16 protein-coding genes are annotated in these 18,086 nt (G+C 65.0%); 12 read left to right on the top strand and 4 right to left on the bottom strand.

Annotation, left to right across the window (positions count from 1 at the left end):
• Positions 1-15: 15 nt before the first annotated feature.
• The gene (locus AC3WTE_RS24265) at positions 16-963 is read right to left on the bottom strand and encodes an alpha/beta hydrolase (protein ID WP_492441614.1); all 948 of its coding nucleotides are present in this window, start codon (positions 961-963) and stop codon (positions 16-18) included.
• Between the two features lie 291 nt (positions 964-1,254).
• On the opposite strand from AC3WTE_RS24265, the gene AC3WTE_RS24260 reads away from it, so the two are divergent.
• Both AC3WTE_RS24260 and AC3WTE_RS24255 read left to right on the top strand, forming a co-directional pair.
• The gene (locus tag AC3WTE_RS24260; protein ID WP_492441613.1) at positions 1,255-1,749 is read left to right on the top strand and encodes a MaoC family dehydratase; all 495 of its coding nucleotides are present in this window, start codon (positions 1,255-1,257) and stop codon (positions 1,747-1,749) included.
• A gap of 14 nt (positions 1,750-1,763) precedes the next feature.
• Positions 1,764-2,621, top strand: coding sequence for an NmrA/HSCARG family protein (locus AC3WTE_RS24255; RefSeq protein ID WP_492441611.1), 858 nt, complete (start codon positions 1,764-1,766; stop codon positions 2,619-2,621).
• A gap of 31 nt (positions 2,622-2,652) precedes the next feature.
• Here AC3WTE_RS24255 and poxB read toward each other — a convergent pair whose 3' ends face one another.
• A complete protein-coding gene (gene poxB / locus AC3WTE_RS24250) occupies positions 2,653-4,386 on the bottom strand; it encodes a ubiquinone-dependent pyruvate dehydrogenase (RefSeq protein WP_492441767.1) in 1,734 nt (577 codons plus the stop codon).
• A gap of 198 nt (positions 4,387-4,584) precedes the next feature.
• Between poxB and AC3WTE_RS24245 the strand changes: the two genes are divergently transcribed.
• The 5 genes from AC3WTE_RS24245 to AC3WTE_RS24225 are packed head-to-tail and all read left to right on the top strand — an operon-like array spanning position 4,585 to position 10,108.
• Complete coding sequence (locus AC3WTE_RS24245; protein WP_492441609.1) at positions 4,585-5,592, top strand: amidohydrolase family protein; 1,008 nt, start codon at positions 4,585-4,587, stop codon at positions 5,590-5,592.
• Positions 5,589-7,910: a xanthine dehydrogenase family protein molybdopterin-binding subunit gene (locus tag AC3WTE_RS24240; protein ID WP_492441607.1), complete on the top strand. Its 2,322-nt coding sequence runs from the start codon at positions 5,589-5,591 to the stop codon at positions 7,908-7,910. The genes AC3WTE_RS24245 and AC3WTE_RS24240 overlap by 4 nt, the downstream gene beginning before the upstream one ends.
• A complete protein-coding gene (locus AC3WTE_RS24235; RefSeq protein ID WP_492441605.1) occupies positions 7,907-8,458 on the top strand; it encodes a (2Fe-2S)-binding protein in 552 nt (183 codons plus the stop codon). Before AC3WTE_RS24240 ends, AC3WTE_RS24235 begins: the two co-directional genes overlap by 4 nt.
• Positions 8,455-9,441 (top strand): FAD binding domain-containing protein, encoded by a 987-nt coding sequence (locus AC3WTE_RS24230; protein WP_492441766.1) that lies wholly within the window; start codon positions 8,455-8,457, stop codon positions 9,439-9,441. The genes AC3WTE_RS24235 and AC3WTE_RS24230 overlap by 4 nt, the downstream gene beginning before the upstream one ends.
• Positions 9,442-9,484: 43 nt before the next feature.
• Complete coding sequence (locus AC3WTE_RS24225; RefSeq protein ID WP_492441603.1) at positions 9,485-10,108, top strand: flavin reductase family protein; 624 nt, start codon at positions 9,485-9,487, stop codon at positions 10,106-10,108.
• 11 nt (positions 10,109-10,119) lie between these two features.
• Here AC3WTE_RS24225 and AC3WTE_RS24220 read toward each other — a convergent pair whose 3' ends face one another.
• Positions 10,120-11,763, bottom strand: coding sequence for a 2-isopropylmalate synthase (locus tag AC3WTE_RS24220; RefSeq protein ID WP_492441764.1), 1,644 nt, complete (start codon positions 11,761-11,763; stop codon positions 10,120-10,122).
• A 195-nt stretch (positions 11,764-11,958) separates the two neighbouring features.
• On the opposite strand from AC3WTE_RS24220, the gene AC3WTE_RS24215 reads away from it, so the two are divergent.
• The 5 genes from AC3WTE_RS24215 to AC3WTE_RS24195 all read left to right on the top strand — a co-directional run bounded on the left by AC3WTE_RS24215 (position 11,959) and on the right by AC3WTE_RS24195 (position 17,094).
• Entirely contained in the window at positions 11,959-12,630 is a 672-nt protein-coding gene (locus tag AC3WTE_RS24215; protein ID WP_492441601.1) for a FadR/GntR family transcriptional regulator, read from the top strand.
• Complete coding sequence (locus AC3WTE_RS24210; protein WP_492441599.1) at positions 12,627-13,424, top strand: ABC transporter ATP-binding protein; 798 nt, start codon at positions 12,627-12,629, stop codon at positions 13,422-13,424. Before AC3WTE_RS24215 ends, AC3WTE_RS24210 begins: the two co-directional genes overlap by 4 nt.
• A gap of 296 nt (positions 13,425-13,720) precedes the next feature.
• Complete coding sequence (locus tag AC3WTE_RS24205) at positions 13,721-14,722, top strand: Rieske 2Fe-2S domain-containing protein (RefSeq protein ID WP_492441597.1); 1,002 nt, start codon at positions 13,721-13,723, stop codon at positions 14,720-14,722.
• Positions 14,719-16,119: a wax ester/triacylglycerol synthase domain-containing protein gene (locus AC3WTE_RS24200; protein ID WP_492441595.1), complete on the top strand. Its 1,401-nt coding sequence runs from the start codon at positions 14,719-14,721 to the stop codon at positions 16,117-16,119. The genes AC3WTE_RS24205 and AC3WTE_RS24200 overlap by 4 nt, the downstream gene beginning before the upstream one ends.
• A 6-nt stretch (positions 16,120-16,125) precedes the next feature.
• Positions 16,126-17,094: an LLM class flavin-dependent oxidoreductase gene (locus AC3WTE_RS24195; protein ID WP_492441593.1), complete on the top strand. Its 969-nt coding sequence runs from the start codon at positions 16,126-16,128 to the stop codon at positions 17,092-17,094.
• Here AC3WTE_RS24195 and AC3WTE_RS24190 read toward each other — a convergent pair.
• A complete protein-coding gene (locus AC3WTE_RS24190; RefSeq protein WP_492441591.1) occupies positions 17,091-17,969 on the bottom strand; it encodes an oxidoreductase in 879 nt (292 codons plus the stop codon). The two genes, AC3WTE_RS24195 and AC3WTE_RS24190, sit on opposite strands and share 4 nt — an antisense overlap.
• Between the last annotated feature and the right edge of the window lie 117 nt (positions 17,970-18,086).

The following is an 18,086-nucleotide window of genomic DNA, read 5'->3' as shown; positions in this document are numbered from 1 at the left end:
TCAGGCGGCGTCTTCTCATCGCTGTATCGCTTCGTCCAGGAATCGCACGCCCTGCTCCAGCGCGGCCCGAGCAGACGGTGTGTCGCTGAGCTGACTGAGCACGACGAAATCGTGGACCGTGCCCAGATAACGGGTGCAGGTGACCGGCACACCCGCCTCGCGCAGCAGTTCGCCAAACGCTTCGGCCTCATCGCGCACCACATCGGCCTCGGCGGTGATAATCAATGTCGGCGGCAGCCCCCTGAGATCCGCCACCGGTGCGCGAACCGGGGACACTGTGGGGCAATCAACATCACTGTCGCAGTACTGATCCCAATACCAGGCCTGTTCATCGCTGGTCAGCAGATAGCCCTCTGCATAGGCGTTGTGGGACGGGAATTCACACCGTGCATCAGTCGGCGGGTAATACAGCAGCTGGGCGCGGAGCCGCGGACCACCGCGAGACTTGCACAGCATGCCCACCGCCGCCGCGATCGTCGCGCCCGCGCAGTCACCGGCCAGCGCAATCACTTTCGCATCGACACCCAGAGACTCCGCGTTGTCACGGACCCACAGCAGCGCTGCATAGCATTCCTCCAGAGCAACCGGGTACCGCGCCTCCGGCGCCCGAGTGTATTCGGGAACCAGGACCGCGGCACGGCAGCGCGTGGCGATGGCTCCGACGACCCGCCCGTGAGTGTCCGCGTCGCCGAACATGAATCGCCCACCGTGGATGTACAGCACCGTCGGCAACGGACCGTTCTCGTGCTCCGGTCGCACCAGCCAAAAACCGACCAACCCAGACGGACCCACCGGCGCTGTGTGGAACCGGGCCGTCGTCCCCCGCTGTTCGATGACGGTTTGCTGCGCTTCCCGTAGTGCCAGCCGACCGTCGTCGGGCCCCAGCTGCCCCAGCGTCGGGGGCGTGGCCATGGCGGCGACCAGACGCGCGATCGCTGGGTCCAGCACCACGTCTCGACTCACGGCATCCTCCCAATCGACGGGGCCTTCGGTGTCGAGAACACTACGCCGGTCTCGTTTTCGCCGACCGGTCATCTGCGCGAGCCCAGTCATGTGACTGATGACGGCGCCCGGCACTTCTTGCAGACTCGACATGTATGCAAGCGAACCGGCCAGATGGGTCAGCGACCGGAGGATCATGCTGTCTGTCGGGCTGGTCGGCGTACCGCCGCGGCGGGTTTTCAGGCCTCGAACTGCACAGCTCACACGGCTACCTGTAACCAACCGTCGTACGCGATAACCAAAGGAGATGTCATGTCCGATGCCGACGGGATCGACATATTCGATCCGAACGAACATCGGCTGGTGCCCGCACGAACATTCGAGGAACTGAAGGTCGGCGAGGTGTTCCGCGCCCCCAGCCGCACTGTGACCGACGCCCACGGGTCGGCCTTCCAAGCGATCTCAGCCGACAACCACCCTGTGCACTACGACGTGGAATGGGCTCGGACTCATGGTCATTCGGCGCCGGTCGTGCATGGTTTGCAGGTGTTGGCCTTCACCGCGCCCGGGGCGACGCTGTTCCCGCACGTAATCGGTGACGTATTCGTCCGATTCGACAGTCTGGCGTGCCGTTTTCTGGGCGAAGTGCACGCCGGGGATACCCTCTACTCACAGCTGCGGATCACTGAACTGATTCCCCAGGACAGCGAGGGGCGGGTCAAAGCTGCTGTGTCCGTGAGGAATCAGCGCGGCGAACTGGTTCTCGACGGCGAACACGTCTACGTACTGAAACGTCGGTCCGCATGAGCAAGGAGAACAACATGGCTCAGACCTACGCGGTAATCGGTGCCACCGGGGCGACGGGTGGTGCCGTGGTCAGCGCCCTGGTCGAGCGTGGCCTACGTGTGCGCGCCATCGCGCGTAACCCCCAGTCGCCGCGCGCCCAGAAACTCTCACAGGAGGGCATCGAGATCGCTGCGGCCGATCTTGGCGACGAACGAGCCCTCACCGCTGCCTTCACCGGCGTCACCGGGGTCTTCGCGGTCACCACGCCGTTCGAGGAGGGCCCCGATATCGAAGTGGCCCAAGGTCTGCACATCATCGGTGCCGCAGTGCAGGCCCGAGTCCCCCATCTGGTCTACGCATCAGTGTCCGACGCCGACCAGCACACCGGGATACCGCATTTCGACAGCAAGGCCAAGATCGAAGAAACGCTCACCGCGTCGGGTCTGCCCCACACCATCGTCGGTCCGACCTACTTCTACGACAACATGCTCGGCGGGATCGACGAGCTCCGATCGGGTCAATTCTCGTTGCCGTTGCCGACGACCACACCGCTGCAGCAGCTTTCGCGGCGCGACCTGGGTCGATTCGTCGCCGCGATCCTGCAAGAGCCACAACGGTTCATGGGGCTGCGCATCGACGTAGCGTCCGACGCACCGACGCCACTCCAGATGACCGCCGCCCTTGAGCATGCGTTGGGCTATCCGATCGAGCTGGTCACTTACGAGCCGTCCCGAATCGCCTCCGCCGATATGCGGGCCATGTTCAGCTTTCTGTCCGTGCACGGTTACAGCGCCGACATCGCCGACTTGCATCGGCGCTACCCGGAGATCGGATGGCAGACGTTCAGCGACTGGGTGGACGAACACCTCACCGCACGCGCGAGCGACCGGTAAGCGCACAGCCCCGTAGACGCTGGTCCCGGGATCAGTCGAGGATTCTTCGCGCCACATTGGTGGTGACCAGATCGAGGAGCTCGTCCGAATGGCCGGCAAGAACGGTACGAATCGCATACAGGGAGAAGCCTTTTGCTTGTTCCGCGGTGATCGCCGGCGGGATGGTCAGTTCGTTGCGTGCTGTCACCACGTCGACGAGAGCCGGCCCGTCGTGCGCAAGCACGTCGGTGATCGCCGACTCCAACTCGGCAGGATGCTCGACACGGCGGGTGAACAGGCCACACGTGCGAGCGACCTCCGCAAAATCGGGGTTGTGCAGGTCTGTGCCGAATGTGACGATCCCTGCTGCCTTCATCTCCAGTTCCACGAAGTTCAGCGAGGAATTGTTGAACACGATCAGCTTGACCGGTAATCGGTTCTGCACCAGGGTGATCAGCTCGCCGAACAGCATGGTCAGACCACCATCGCCCGCGAGCGCGACGACTTGGCGGTGCCGGTCGGCTGTTTGTGCGCCGATAGCAAGCGGCAGCGCACAGGCCATGGTGCCGTGGTTGAAGGAGCCGATGAGCCGCCGTCGACCGTTCATCGTCAGGTAGCGCGCCGCCCACACGACTGGTGATCCAACGTCGACTGTGAAGACCGCATCGGTCGCCGCCAGCCGGTTGACCATGGCGGCGACGTATTCCGGACGGATCGGGGTTCGGTTGTGGTCGTTGACGGCAAGCGAATCGAGCCGCTCGCGCGTCCGACGGTAATGGCCGAGTGCACGGTCGAGGTGAGTTCGATCCGTTTTCGCTGCCAACATCGGATGCAGCGCGATGAGGGTGTCTCGTACCGTGCCGACAAGCCCGAGATCGATCGGTGTGCGGCGGCCGAGATGCCGGCCCCGAATATCGACCTGGATGACGATCGCATCCTCAGGATAGAACTGGCGGTACGGGAAATCGGTACCGAGCATCAGGAGCACATCTGCTTCCTTGATGGCCTTGTAGCCGGAGGCAAACCCCAGCAGTCCGGTCATGCCCACGTCGTACGGATTGTCGTACTCGACATACTCTTTGCCGCGTAGGGCATGCACCACCGGCGCCTTGAGCGTTCCCGCCAACTCAACCAACTGCTCGTGCGCCCCCGCTGCGCCGGCGCCCGCGAGAATCGTGATTCTGGCCGACTGGTTGAGAATCGCGGCCGCGGCCGCGAGCGCGGTGTCGTCCGGCCGCACGATCGGCCGGGTCGGCAATACCGGGCGGACGCGGGCCGGATCGCGCAGCCTGTGCAGGAACACCTCACCTGGGATGACAACCACTGCCACTCCCTGTTCCTCGATCGCTGCGCGCATAGCCATCTGCAGCACGCGCATCGCGGACTCCGGGGTACCGGCCATTTCACAGAAGACGCTGCACTCGCGGAACAATTCTTGCGGGTGGGTTTCTTGAAAGTACTGAGAACCGATCTCGGCGGCGGGAATGTGGGCGGCAATGGCGAGCACCGGTACGCGACTGCGCTGCGCATCGAACAAACCGTTGATCAGGTGCAGATTTCCTGGACCGCAACTACCCGCACACACGGCCAACTGACCGGTCACGGCGGCGAAACCCGCGGCGGCGAAGGCGGCCACTTCCTCGTGACGCACATGCTCCCAAGCGAATCCGTCGGCCCGCCGGATCGCATCGGTGAATCCGTTGAGACTGTCGCCGGGCAGACCGAACACCCGGTCCACCCCGCTGGCCTGCAGTGTGGCAATGACGTGGTCGGCAACAGTAGGCATCATCGCTTGTCCTCGCTTGCGTTGTTGTCACTTCTGTATAGCCGACGCAGCTGCCCTCGCCATCAGTTTGATGACTGAGCGAAACCCGTTCAGTCGGCAATGCCAGTCAGCTGACTGATGACGCGACCCACGCCGTCCTGCAACGGTGGCATGGGCGACGTCCATCGCCCATTACCGCTCCCCGAGCCAGGAGGTGGCATGACGATCACGGTGTATCCGTCGCCGGCGAGTGCCGACGCCGTCGATGTTCGGGTGGTCGCGCTCGAAGAGCACTACACCACCGCGGAGTACCTGGCGGCCACAGAAAAGTTCCTGCCGCCCGCCGCGCACTCACCCACATTGCGGGCAGCCTTACTCGATCTCGATGACTCCCGGATCGCCGCCATGGACACAGGCGGTGTCGACGTTCAGGTGCTGTCCCTGGCCGCCGGCGGTCAGCACCGACTGATACCCGCCGATGCAACCGCACTGGTCCGCGACGCCAACGACACGGCACACGCCGCGACCCGCAGGCACCCGGGCCGTTTGCGCATGTTCGCGAGCCTCGCGCTCCGGCAACCTGAGCAGGCGGCCGATGAACTGCGCCGTGGGGTACGTGAATTAGGCTGCCTGGGCGGATTTCTCGACGGCACCACAGGCGGCTCCTTTCTCGACGATCAGCGCTATACCCCGATCTTCGAGGCCGCCTCGGAACTGGGAGTGCCGCTGTACCTCCATCCGTCGCCACCGCCTCGCGCTGTCCGGGACATCTATACCGCCGGCCTGCCCGACAGCGCTGCTTACTTCCTGGCCACCGCTGCGTACACCTGGCACGCGGAACTCGGATTACATTGTCTGCGTATCATTCTCGCCGGTGTGCTCGACCGCTTCCCGAAGTTGCGCTTGATCATCGGGCATCTCGGGGAACACCTCCCGTACAGCTTGCTGCGCGCCCAAGACGGGTTGCCGTCGTCCGTGACGGGACTGCAACGCCCCATCAGTGAATATTTCCTGGATCACTTCACCATCACCACGAGCGGCTATTTCACGGCACCGCCCTTCATGTGTGCACGCGACGTGATGGGTGCCGACCACATCATGTACTCAGTGGACTACCCCTACCGGTCTCCCCTGTCCGGAGCGGAATTTCTTCGCCGACTACCCATTCCGGCAGCAGAGCTGGCTCAGCTGGCCTCGGGAAACGCGGAACGGATCCTCCACCTGTGAGCGCCGATCGCGAACGCTGGACCGAGGCGATCGGGCGACCACTCAACCGGGTCGAGGGCAATGACAAGGTGACCGGTCGAGCACGCTACGCGGCCGACACCACGCTACCCGGGGTGCAGCATGCGGTTCTGGTGCAGTCGGAGATTTCGCACGGGCACGTCACCCGCGACTCGCTGGTAGCCGCCATCTCCCGCGCCGAGACCGCAGCAGGGGTGGTCTGCGTTTTGTCACCGCTGAATTGTCCTTCCCTACAAATGCTTCCCGAGGTTCTCACCTGGGACCTGCCGTTGGAACGCCGGCCACCACTGTCAGATCTGACGGTCCAGCACCGCGGCCAGCATCTGGCCGTCGTCGTCGCCGACACCCTGGAAAATGCGCAGTTCGCCGCGTCGTTGATGGACCTGACCTATGACGAGCTGCCCGCCGTACTGACGGCTCGTGAGGTGCTCGACCAGCCCGAAGACCGGAACCACGGCGACGGTCGGATTGTGCGCGCAGGGGTGTACCAGCCCGACCATTTCGTGAAACTGCCGGAAGAGAAACTCCAAGACCACCGCGGTCCTGCCGACGAACCGGTCGAGGGAATGAGAATCTCGTCGCGCTACACCACATCGGAGAACGCCCACTACCCCATCGAGCTGGCATCGACGATCGCCACCTGGGACGGGGATCACCTCACCGTGTACGACAGCACCCGATGGATCGACGGTGAACGACAAACACTGGCAACCTATCTGGGCATCTCCGTCGACCACATCCGGATCGTCGCTCCACTGGTCGGAGGCGCCTTCGGCTCAAAAAGTTTCATGTGGATGCACGTCGCGCTGTGCGCCGCGGCGGCACGAATGACGGGGCGGGCCGTCAAGTTGGTCGTCAGCCGCGACCAGATGTTCACCTCGACCGGACACCGTCCCCGCACCGAACAACATCTGCGACTGGTCGCCGACGCTCAGGCTCGGTTGACCAGCATCGAGCACCATACCCTCACTGAAACGTCCACCGTCGGCCACTTCTGCGAACCGGCCGGGTTGTCGACGCGGTTCCTCTATCAATCACCGCGAATGGTGGTGTCGCACACCGTTGCCCGAGTGAACCGACCCACACCGTGCTTCATGCGCGGACCCGGCGAAGCGCCGGGGTTGTTCGCCCTCGAAGTCGCCATGGATGAGCTCGCCCATGCACTGCGCATCGATCCGCTGGAACTGCGGATTGCCAACTACGCCGGCAGAGATCAAGCCAGCGGACGGCCCTGGTCCGACGAGCACCTGCTCGAGTGTTACCGGCAAGGATCCGATCGCTTCGGTTGGGAGCATCGACCGCACCAACCCCGCTCGCTGCGGCGCGACGGCGTGCTCGTCGGTTGGGGCATGGCCACCGCCACCTATCCGGGGCGCCGGATGCCGGCCGGTTGCCACGTACGCACCAGACGCGGCGGCACCGTTGAATTCTCTTCTGCCACCCACGAAGTTGGCACCGGCGTGCGGACTGCCATGACCCAGATCGCCGCGGACGCCGCCGGTTTGAATCTGTCGCAGATCGCATTCTTTTCTGGCGACTCGGACTTCCCCACGGCACCCTATAGCGGAGCATCGCAAACCACCGCCGCCGTCGGCTCGGCGGTGTTCGAGGCTGCCCGCGAATGGAAGCGTCGGGTGCTCGAATACGTCGTCACCGACGAGAGCTCACCGCATGCCGGATGCGATCTGACCACGGTGGACATCCTGGGCGGTCAGATCGTCAGCGTCCAGCCGGCACGGCCCGGTATCCCCGTCGCGTCCCTACTCGCGACAGCCGACAGCGCCCTGCTCGACCAGTTGTCCTTCACCACCGGCAGCGATGGGGCACCCGAAAATGGGCCAGTGTCACAGTCTTTCGGAGCGCACTTCTGCGAGGTGGAGGTGGACGAACAAATCGGGCGAGCATCGGTGACGCGGTGGGTAGCGGTGATGGACTGCGGACGGGTCATCAACCCGATGCTCGCACGTAGTCAGGTGATCGGTGGCATCACCTTCGGGCTCGGCATGGCGCTGATGGAGCAGGTGCCTTACGCCCCCGGAACCGGTCATCCCTTGGGCGAGTACTACCTGCCCACCCACGCCGACATACCGGCCTTCGACATCAGCTTCATCGACGGTGCCGACAGCCACCTGACGGCATTCGGTGCTCGCGGCATCGGCGAGATCGGCATCTGCGGTGTGCCCGCCGCAATCGCAAATGCTGTGTACCACGCCACAGGTCGACGACTGTACGACCTGCCCATCACTGTCGAAAATCTGTTGTCCCCCTTCAGCGATACACTCAAGGAGCCAACATCATGACGGCCGGCAACTCACCACCGCACTCTGTCGAACTGTTGATCAACGGTGTTCCGGTCTCCGTACAAACCGACGTTCGGTCGACGCTGCTCGACCTGCTGCGCGAACGTATCCAGCTCACCGGAACCAAGAAGGGCTGCGACCACGGCCTTTGTGGCGCGTGCACGGTGAGCGTCAACGGCCGGCGCGTGGTGAGCTGTCTGACGCTCGCCGTGTCGATCGACGGGGCCACCGTCCTGACCATTGAAGGCATCGCCGAGGGCGAGCAGCTTCATCCGCTGCAACAGGCATTCGTCGACCACGACGGATTCCAATGCGGCTACTGCACGCCCGGCCAGATCAGCTCTGCGCATGCGCTTCTCGGTGAGCACGCCCGTGGTGACCTGTCCGCCGCATCCTTCGACGGCCCGTACAGCGATCTTGCCAAGGGCCCCGAGGCCCTGTCTAACAATGAGATTCGCGAACGGATGGCGGGAAACATCTGCCGCTGCGGCGCCTATCCCAACATTGTGGATGCGATCGCGTCATGCCTGCACGAGTGTGGCAGATGAAGACATTCGACTTCCACCGCGCGCGCGATGTCGACGCCGCTCTTGCCGTCGCGGGCATTACCGGCGGCAGCTACTACGCCGGCGGCACGAACCTGCTCGATCTGATGAAACGCGGCGTCACACAGCCATCGTCGTTGATCGACGTCGGTAAGCTGGGCCTGGACGAGATCACCGCCACCGACAGCGGCGGCGTCCTGATCGGCTCGGGCGTAACGAACAGCGCGATCGCGAACCATCACCTGATCCGCACGAGGTACCCCGTGCTGTCACATGCAATCCTGTCCGGAGCGACCACACAGCTGCGAAACATGGCCACTGCCGGCGGCAATCTCATGCAGCGCACCCGCTGCCCGTACTTCATGGATGTCACGTTCCCGGCATGCAACAAGCGCGTGCCCGGCTCCGGGTGCGCTGCGCTCGACGGGTTCAACCGCGAGCACGCGCTTTTCGGCGCGAGCCGCTCGTGCGTCGCGGTACACCCGTCCGATATGGCGGTGGCACTCGCAATCCTCGACGCCGTCGTGCACGTGCGGTCGCGCGAAAGCTCCCGCAGCATCGCACTGGCCGAGTTCTTCCGGCTTCCTGGGGATCACCCCGAGCAGGACAACGTGCTGCATCCGGGTGAGCTGATCGTCGGTATCGAGCTGCCGCCCTCCGAATACGCCTTCCACAGTTGGTATCTCAAGGTGCGCGACCGCCACAGCTACGCCTTCGCCCTCGTCTCTGTGGCGGTCGGCATGACGATCGACGACGGAATCATCACCTCGGCTGCCCTCGCCTTAGGCGGCGTCGCCGCCAAACCATGGCGGTCCCCCGACGCCGAAGTGGCATTGGTTGGAGAGATTGCCGATACCACGACGTTTCGGCGGGCCGCCGAGGCGGCGATGAACGGGACCGCCGCGCTGAGCCAGAACGCATACAAGATCGATCTCGGCAAAAACAGCGTGGTGCGGGCACTCCGGCGGGCCGCCAACCGACAATGAACGCCATCCCATCCCTTACATCGAATCGAGGTTGACCAACACGATGGCCCGCGACGACGCTCACTACTACGAGCCCGCCGAAGGCAGCGGGCTACCCCACGATCCGTTCAATGCGATCGTGGGGCCCCGACCTATCGGATGGATCTCGTCGACCAGCGCCTCCGGAACGCGAAACCTGGCACCCTACAGTTTCTTCAACGCGTTCAACTACACCCCGCCGCTTGTCGGATTCTCCTCCATCGGATGGAAGGACACCGTCGCGAACATCGAAGCCACGGGAGAATTCGTCTGGAACCTTGCCACCAAAGACCTGTCCGAGGCGATGAATGCGACCTCGGCAACGCTGCCGTCAGAAGCCGACGAATTCATCCATGGCGGTCTGACTCCTGTGCCGGCGCGCCGTGTACGCGCGGATCGTGTCCTCCAAAGTCCGGTGAACTTCGAATGTCGACTCACCCAACTGGTTCAGCTGCAGTCTGCCGAACGTCAAGCGCTTCAGACGTGGCTGGTGATCGGCGAGGTCGTAGCTGTACACATTGACCAGCGCATGCTCGTCAACGGTATCTACGACACCGCAGCCGCGCACCCGATCCTGCGCGCCGGCGGGCCGGCCAATTACGCCGAGATACGGCCCGACTCGATCTTCAGGATGCTGCGGCCGCAATAGCCGGCGATGCATCAGTTGGGGGCTTCGTTGGCCGCCCGGATCACCGCCGCCAGTGACGCGGTGAGCACGGAATCGCTGCGACCGCAGGACCAGCCGCCGCGGTGCTCCAGGTAGGTGACCGCCGTGGCACCGATGGACTGCTGGGTCAGGCCCAGAATCTCGACCGGACGGCCCACGTCGGCCAGCGCCTGGGTCAGCGCCGCGACCGGTCCGACGCCGCGATGTGCGCTGGTGTGGGCCATCCCGTTGACGGTCAGCGTGATCTCGGTGGTCTCGTCGCTGCTCGCGTGCCAGTCCTTGAGCTCAACCGGACCCCTGTGGTCCAGGTAGGTGGCCTCGAACAGGTCGTACAGCTCCGCCGCGGTCACCTCGGCACCGCTGCCGTCGGTATGGGCCTGCACGTGCCGGGCGAAGTCGATCTGCAGCCGCCGCGGCAGGTCCAGCCCGTATCCGGTGTGCAACAGGTAGGCGATGCCGCCCTTGCCCGACTGTGAGTTGACCCGGATGACGGCGTCGTAGCTGCGTCCGATATCAGCCGGATCGATCGGCAGATAAGGCACCCGCCAATCGATTTCGCGCTCCGATTTGCGCTCCGCAGTGGCCCGGGCGCGATGTTCGATCAAGCCCTTCTTGATCGCATCCTGATGCGTGCCCGAAAACGCGGTATGCACCAGGTCGCCGACATATGGATGCCGATCGTGGATGGGCATCCGGGTGCAGTGCGAGACGGTGCGGGCGACCGCGTCGATATCGGAGAAGTCGATCATCGGGTCGACACCCTGGGCGTACAGGTTCAGGGCCAGGGTGGCGATATCGACATTGCCGGTGCGCTCGCCGTTGCCGAAGACACAGCCCTCGACGCGTTGTGCGCCGGCGAGCACGGCCAATTCGGCGCAGGCCACCCCGGTCCCGCGGTCATTGTGCGGGTGCACGGACAGGATCACCGCGCCCCGCCGGGCCAGGTTCCGGTGCATGTACTCGATCTGGTCGGCGTACACGTTGGGCGTCGCGACCTCTACGGTGGCAGGCAGATTCAGGATCACCGGCCGCTGCTCGGTGGCGTCCCACAGCTGTGTCACGGCATCGCAGATCTCCAGCACATAGTCGGCTTCGGTGAGGTTGAACACCTCCGGAGAGAACTGGAATCGGATGTTCGGCAGGCCATCCGTCAGCGTCAGCACATCGAGCGCGCCGTGCAGGATCAGGCTGCGCAGTTCGTCTCGGTCTCTGCCCAGCACGGTATTTCGCCACGTGGGCGCCGTCGCGGTGTACATGTGGATGACGACGTCGTTGCGCATGCCCCGCACCGATTCGACCGTGCGCTCGATCAGGTCGCGCCGGGCCGGGGTGAACACCGCGATGGTGACATCCGGTGGCGCAATGTCGGTCTCGGCCAACAACCGCACGAAGTCGAAGTCGGTCGCCGACGCCGACGGGTAACCGACCTCGATCTCCTTATAACCGATGGCGACGAGCTGTTCGAAGAATTCGCGTTTGCGATCGGGGTCCATCGGCTCGGCCAGCGCTTGGTTGCCGTCGCGCAGGTCGACGGGCACCCACAACGGCGCGGTGGTGATTCGCTTGCTGGGCCAATCCCTTTGGGCCACCGGAATGTCCACGCGGTTGAAGACATCGGTGTAGCGGTGCCAGGGCATCGGTGACGGTTGTTGACGGTTCCAGGAGGTGCTCATGAGTGGTCTGCTTTCGGTCGGTTGCTGAAGTGACCGGTCGCGACAGAGCCCCACGGCAGGGGGCCGGTCGTTTCAGACCCCGCCGCGGCAGCCAAGGAGGAGCACGCGCGTCATGATGGTTAGACTATACACAACTCCTCAGACAAGTAGAGAGGTTTCATGGTCTCGCAGGTACAGCGTCAACCGCTGGCGGCACAAGCCGCACAGCTGCTGCTGACGCGCATCAAAGATGGCGAATGGGCACTGGGACAACGCCTTCCAGGCGAGATCACCTTGGCCGCGCAGCTCGGCGTGGGACGCTCCACTCTGCGGGAGGCCATCCGGGAACTGGCCGGAAAAGGCGTCCTCGACAGCCGTCAGGGCGCCGGCGTGTTCGTCACCGCCCTCGATGTCACCGACGATTGGGACACCGTGCTGCGCAGTGCCAACATCGCCTCGGTGATCGAGGCCCGCATCGCCATCGAGGCCGAGGGCGCCGCGCTGGCCGCGACCCGTCGTACCCCTGCCGACTTGCGCACCATCCGACGGACCCTCGCGGCCCGCGGGGTCGCCGGCCAGTCAGTCCCCGAACATGTGGACGCAGACATGGCTTTTCACCGGGCCGTGATCGCCGCTGCGCACAACGACGTGTTGATCCAGTTGTTCGACGCATTCCTCCCCCGGCTGCGGTTGGCGATGATCGACATGCTCAAAATCCGCCCAGTCCCATCAGAGCCGTGCGACCACGACCTGCATCAGCAACTCGCCGACGCGATCGTCGCGCGCGACACTGCCGCGGCCGCCGCGGCCAGTCGCACCCATCTGAGCACCCTGAAGGAATCATTCTCATGACCCCGGTCCTCGAACTCGACGACGTGACCTTCCGCCGCGAAGGCAAGCAGATCATCGACGGCATCTCACTGACGGTGCAGGAAGGTGAGCACTGGGCACTGCTCGGTCCCAACGGTGCCGGCAAGAGCACGCTGCTGGGTTTCTGCGGCGCGGTGACGTTTCCGACGACCGGAATCGTGCAGGTCCTGGGCGCGCAGATGGGCCGCACCGACCTGGCACCGCTGCGCCGGTCCATCGGCCACGTTAACCCCCGGCACCGGCTGCAGTACCCGCTGATGGTGCGCGAGGTGGTACTGACCGGCATCACCGGCACCATCGACATCGCCGCTCGCTGGACGCCGACCGCCGAAGACATCGCCCGCGCCGACGAGTTGATCGGGACCGTGGGGCTGACCCACCGGGCCGATGCGGCGTGGCCGACGCTATCGCAGGGTGAACGGGGCCGGACCCTGATCGCCCGCGCCCTGATCGCCGAGCCCCGACTGCTGTTGCTCGACGAGCCGACCACCGGCCTCGACGTGGCGGCCCGTGAGCAGTTGCTGGAAACCCTTGATGCACTGGAGCATTCACATCCCGAAATGGCGTCGATTCTGGTGACGCATCACCTCGAGGAACTGCCGACCTCCACGTCCCACGCCCTGTTGATCTCGGGCGGCCGCACGGTCGCAGCAGGCCCCGCCATCGAGACCTTGACGACCGATCATGTGTCAGATGCCTTTTCACACCCTGTCGAGGTCGGCTACGACCACGGCCGGTGGTCCGCCCGCGCGAAGGCCAGCAGAGTCAACGCCTAACACACAAGCCGGCCCCTGTCCGGCAATTGGCAGTATTACTGCCCAGTACCCTCGTCTTCTGCCGTTAATTTACGTGTGCGACAGAGTCTTTCGGTTCACTTGCGACAGCTGTTCGACTAGTGGTCTACTGCGAACTAGAACATGTTCCACCAGCCAACCACGACGATGTGGACGCGGGAACGTAGTCGGGGACATCTACGGACACCTGCGGGGTTGCCTCATGGCCATCGCGGGCGCTGTCGCCGCGTCATCTGCTTCGGAATCGACTTCACCGCGCTGACAGCGAAAGGGCATCGATGACCTCAACGACAGAAGCGACCGGCCTCAGCCGGGCCGGCGACGCGTTTCCGCCCTACCCCTACAGCTGGTATGCGGTGGCATTCGCGCACGAGCTCAGGCCCGGGACCGTGTTGACGCGGCGCTTCCTCGACGGCGAGATCATCATCTTCCAGACCGCCTCCGGCGAGCTGTCCGCTGCCGAGCCCTACTGCCCACACCTCGGCGCCCACATCGGAAAACGTGGCTGGGTCGACGGCGAGGCCGTGGTGTGCCCGTTCCACGAGTTCAGATTTGCTCCGTCGGGCGCGTGCGTCTCGACGCCGACCGGCGAGCCGCCGCGTGGCGCGGCGCTCAAGACGCTGCCGGTCCGTAACCACCTGGGCATGATCATGGTCTACCACGGGCCACCCGGACAGCAGCCGGCGTTCGAGCTCGATCTGCCCGCCGCCGACGCGGGCTGGCACCCGATCGCGACCAAGAAGCTGCACTTCAAGACCCACCCCCAGGAAGTCAACGAAAACGGTTTGGACCATGCGCATTTCGCGACCATTCATAAGTTTCGTGACTTCGTCGTACCCAAGCCCATGGAGATCGACGGTCCCCGCATCTACACCGAATACGGTGGCACCAAACCCATTCCGGTGATCGGCGGTGTCAGCTTCCACTTCAGATCGGTTCTCGTCGGCCTCGGGTTCTCTCTGGTGGAGATCGCCATCCAGGGCGGCTTGACCGTCCGTCAGATGGTGCTGCCCACGCCTGTGGCCGAACGCAACGTCGACATCTACATCGGCATTGCGGCGAAACGGCATGTGCGAAACCGGCTTCTAGGTGCACTGCTGGCGCCGATCGAACGGCTGGCGGGCTGGATCGTGCTCCAGGTCGTGGCATATGAGGTGCAGCGGGACCAGTTGATCTGGGATGACAAGGTGTACCTCGAGCATCCGAAGCTGACTCCGGGCGACGGCCCGATCGGCAAGTACCGCCACTGGGTGCGGCAGTTCTACCCACCGGCGGCATGAGCACGGCGATACCCCGCGCCGAGCGGGTCAGCGGGATGGATGCCTGGCAGCTGTATCAGGAGACCGAGCTGCAGGTCGGCAATGGGATGTCGCTGATCCTGGTCGATCGCAGTTCGGTGATCGGCAACCTTCGCGACTACGTGGTGTCGGCCCTCGACAACCGCATGCATCTCATGCCGGCGTACCGCAAAGTGCTCTACGACCCATGGTTCAACCTGGACCGGCCCATGCTCGTGGCTCGCCCGCAGATCGACGTCGCGGCTCGCGTGACGGCCCTGCCCATGCCTGCCCCCGGTGGCGCGGCCGGTGCGGCGAAAGCGCTGGCCGCGGTCCGCGCCATGCACCTGGACCGACGGGAACCGTTGTGGCACATGTACGTTCTGGAGGACGACGACCCCGAACATGCGTATCTGATCTCGGTGGTACATCATCTCCTCGTCGACGGTGACTCGGCGATCGAGGTGACCGGCTGCCTGATGACCCCCGGCGATTTGAGCTCCCGGCCCGCCAAGGTCGTCCCCGAGTCGTCGACGTTTCCGGCGCGGCCGGCGGCGATCCTGCGCGATGCCGCCGCACGCAAGGCCCAACGCCTACGTCGACTGCCCCGGCTCGTGGCCACCTCGGCGCGCATCTTGCGCGACAAGTGGGCTGTCCGCCACCTCGACGTGAAAGTGCCCCGGACAGCACTCAATTGCTCGTTGTCGGGTACCTCGACCGCCGCCGTGGCCGTCCTGCCTCTCGCGGCCCTGCAGACGGTGGCCCAGCGGCATTCGGTGACCATCAACCACATCCTGCTCAGCTGCGTCGGATCGGCTCTGGACAATGTGCTGCGCCGGAAGGGACAGCGTCCCCAGCAGCCGTTGGTGGCGGCCGTGCCCTACGCGATGCGCGCTGCCGACACCTCCGACTACGTGACCGATGGCGTCGGCACCACCACGGTGCTGCGAGTCAACCTGCATACGACGGTGACCGATCCGGTGCAGCGGCTGCTCGCCGTCGCCGAACACGCCCGAGCGGTCAAGGCGGTCCAGGAACAGCGCGGTGTCAACCTGTTTCGGCAGTGGAACGAATATGCGCCCGGCCGCGCGGTCAACCTGCTGTTCCGAACCATCGAGCGCTTCGGTCTGGCCGAACGGATTTCCTGGCCCTGCAACGTCATCGTGTCCAACGCCAGCGGTATCGCGGTCGAAGATCCGGTGTTCCTCAATCTGCCGGCGCTGCGCTTCCATCCGGCCGGACCGCTCTACCACGGCATGGGGCCCAGCATCATCGCCATGTCCTGGAACAACAATCTATGCCTGTCGGTGACGGCCGACTCCCGGCACGTCTTCGACGCCAGCGCCATCACGGCCGGCATCGAATCTGAACTCGCGACCCTATTGGCCACGGCGAGTTAGGGTTCCGTGTTCACCCTACGGTTCGACATGCGGGCACCGGCCGGTGGCGCGCCGGCGTCGTCGCTGTACCCCGCTGCGCTCGACATGGCCGCGTGGGCGGAATCCCGCGGCCTGATCCTGCTGGTCGTGTCCGAGCATCACGCGGCCGACGACGGCTACCTGCCGAGCCCGTTGCCCATGGCCGCCGCGCTGGCCGCCCGCACCAGGTCGGTACCCATCGCGGTGAGTGCGCTGATCCTGCCGCTGTACAACCCGGTCCGACTGGCCGAGGACATCGGTGTGCTGGACCACCTCAGTGGCGGGCGCATCTCCTACACGCTGGGCGTGGGCTACCGGCCCGAAGAGTTCGAGTCGCTCGGAGTGGACTATCGCCGTCGCGGCGAACTCGCCGAACAACACCTGACCGTGTTACTGAAAGCCCTTGACGGAGAACGGTTCTTCGACGACGCACGCGGTGTGCTGGTCCGTCCCGCACCCGAGCGCAAGGTCCGCCTGTCCTACGGCGGCGGCACTCCGCGGGCCGCGCGGCGGGCGGCCCGCTTCGGTCTCGGTTTCAACGCCCAGAACAATCTGCCGGAACTGGCGGAGGCGTATCACGACGAGTGCGCCAGACAAGGCCGGGTACCGGGCCGGATGCAGGCGCCCCGCCCCGGATTCCCGACCACCGTCTTCGTGGCCGACGACGTGGACCGGGCCTGGGACGAGATCGGACCGTATCTGTTGCACGATGCGATGACTTACGCCGACGGCCACCACGACCCCCACATCGTCAGCCTCTCGGCCGCGCGGACCGTCGATGCGCTGCGCGCCGAGAACGGCAGCCACCGCATCTATTCGGTGGAGCAGGCCATCGACGCCATCGCGCGCGACGGCGTGCTGTCGCTGCACCCACTCTGCGGTGGCCTGCCGCCGGATCTCGCCTGGCCGTACCTGCGCCGCGTCGTGGACCAGGTCATGCCCGCGGTACCGCGCTAAAACCGCACCCCGGTCAGGGCTTCCGCGGCATCCCACAACCGGTGCGCGACGAGTGGATCGCGCGCGGCATCGGCCAGTTCCACCTTGACCGGTGCACCCGTCATCTGCAAACGGCCACCCGGTCCGTAGAAGTCACCGGCGGCAGCGCCGGCGTCGGTCGCCGCGCGCAGGATCGGCAGGGCCCCGGCGTCGGCGTCCTGCACGAACCACGCCGTGGAGAACCGCAATCGCGGGTGATACGCCAGTTTCTGCCAACCCTGGTCGCGGAGAATCGCCGTCCTGGCGCTGCCCGGATGCGCTGCCACACACATGGCCTGGTGCCGCCGGTTGTACTCGGACATGAACAGCAGTTGGGCCAGTTTCGAATTGGCGTAGGCCTTCGCGCTGCGAAACTTCTTGTGGCTCTGCAAGTCGTCGAAGTCGATGACGCCGCGGCGGTGGGTCAGGCTGCTCACCATCACGATGCGCTCGGCGCGGTCGTGCAGCAGCCCCGTGAAGGCGAAGTGGCCGAGGAAATTCACTCCGAAATCGCCCTCGAAGCCGTCCATGGTCTCGGTGCGCACCGGATGCATGACGCCCGCGTTGTTGATCAGCAGGTCGATTCTGCGGTGCCGCGTACGGAGACTTTCGGCGCAGCGCCGCACCGACGCCAGATCCGCCAGGTCCAACTCAGCGAATTCGGTTCGCGCATCGGGTAGTACGGCCTGCACCTGGCGTGCCGCATCAGCGTTGCGGCACGCCAGCACCACGGTCGCACCGAGCCCCGCCAGGCCTCGGGCGATCTCCACACCGATACCGCTGTTCGCGCCCGTGACCACTGCGACGCGCCCGTCCTGGCGGCTCGCGTCCGCCAGGGTCCAAGGTGTACTCGTCATATTCGTTGCAAGCGTAGTGATTTGTGCACGATTTTCCGCTGCAGGTGGCTGTTGCGTTTTGTGTTGCGTGGTTGATGCACTCGGGTTTTGAGTGGGGTCGCGGCGTGTCATCTTCGG

Source organism: Mycobacterium sp. FW102-FHT13B02 (assembly GCF_058790275.1).
This window is presented reverse-complemented; position numbering and strand designations above follow the sequence as displayed.

Coding starts and splice junctions, on each gene's coding strand:
- poxB (WP_492441767.1), bottom strand. CDS start 4,386: ATGCCTACTGTTGCCGACCACGTCATTGCCACACTGCAGGCCAGCGGG.
- AC3WTE_RS24260 (WP_492441613.1), top strand. CDS start 1,255: ATGTCCGATGCCGACGGGATCGACATATTCGATCCGAACGAACATCGG.
- AC3WTE_RS24205 (WP_492441597.1), top strand. CDS start 13,721: ATGACCTCAACGACAGAAGCGACCGGCCTCAGCCGGGCCGGCGACGCG.
- AC3WTE_RS24215 (WP_492441601.1), top strand. CDS start 11,959: ATGGTCTCGCAGGTACAGCGTCAACCGCTGGCGGCACAAGCCGCACAG.
- AC3WTE_RS24225 (WP_492441603.1), top strand. CDS start 9,485: ATGGCCCGCGACGACGCTCACTACTACGAGCCCGCCGAAGGCAGCGGG.
- AC3WTE_RS24230 (WP_492441766.1), top strand. CDS start 8,455: ATGAAGACATTCGACTTCCACCGCGCGCGCGATGTCGACGCCGCTCTT.
- AC3WTE_RS24220 (WP_492441764.1), bottom strand. CDS start 11,763: ATGCCCTGGCACCGCTACACCGATGTCTTCAACCGCGTGGACATTCCG.
- AC3WTE_RS24255 (WP_492441611.1), top strand. CDS start 1,764: ATGGCTCAGACCTACGCGGTAATCGGTGCCACCGGGGCGACGGGTGGT.
- AC3WTE_RS24190 (WP_492441591.1), bottom strand. CDS start 17,969: ATGACGAGTACACCTTGGACCCTGGCGGACGCGAGCCGCCAGGACGGG.
- AC3WTE_RS24235 (WP_492441605.1), top strand. CDS start 7,907: ATGACGGCCGGCAACTCACCACCGCACTCTGTCGAACTGTTGATCAAC.
- AC3WTE_RS24200 (WP_492441595.1), top strand. CDS start 14,719: ATGAGCACGGCGATACCCCGCGCCGAGCGGGTCAGCGGGATGGATGCC.
- AC3WTE_RS24245 (WP_492441609.1), top strand. CDS start 4,585: ATGACGATCACGGTGTATCCGTCGCCGGCGAGTGCCGACGCCGTCGAT.
- AC3WTE_RS24210 (WP_492441599.1), top strand. CDS start 12,627: ATGACCCCGGTCCTCGAACTCGACGACGTGACCTTCCGCCGCGAAGGC.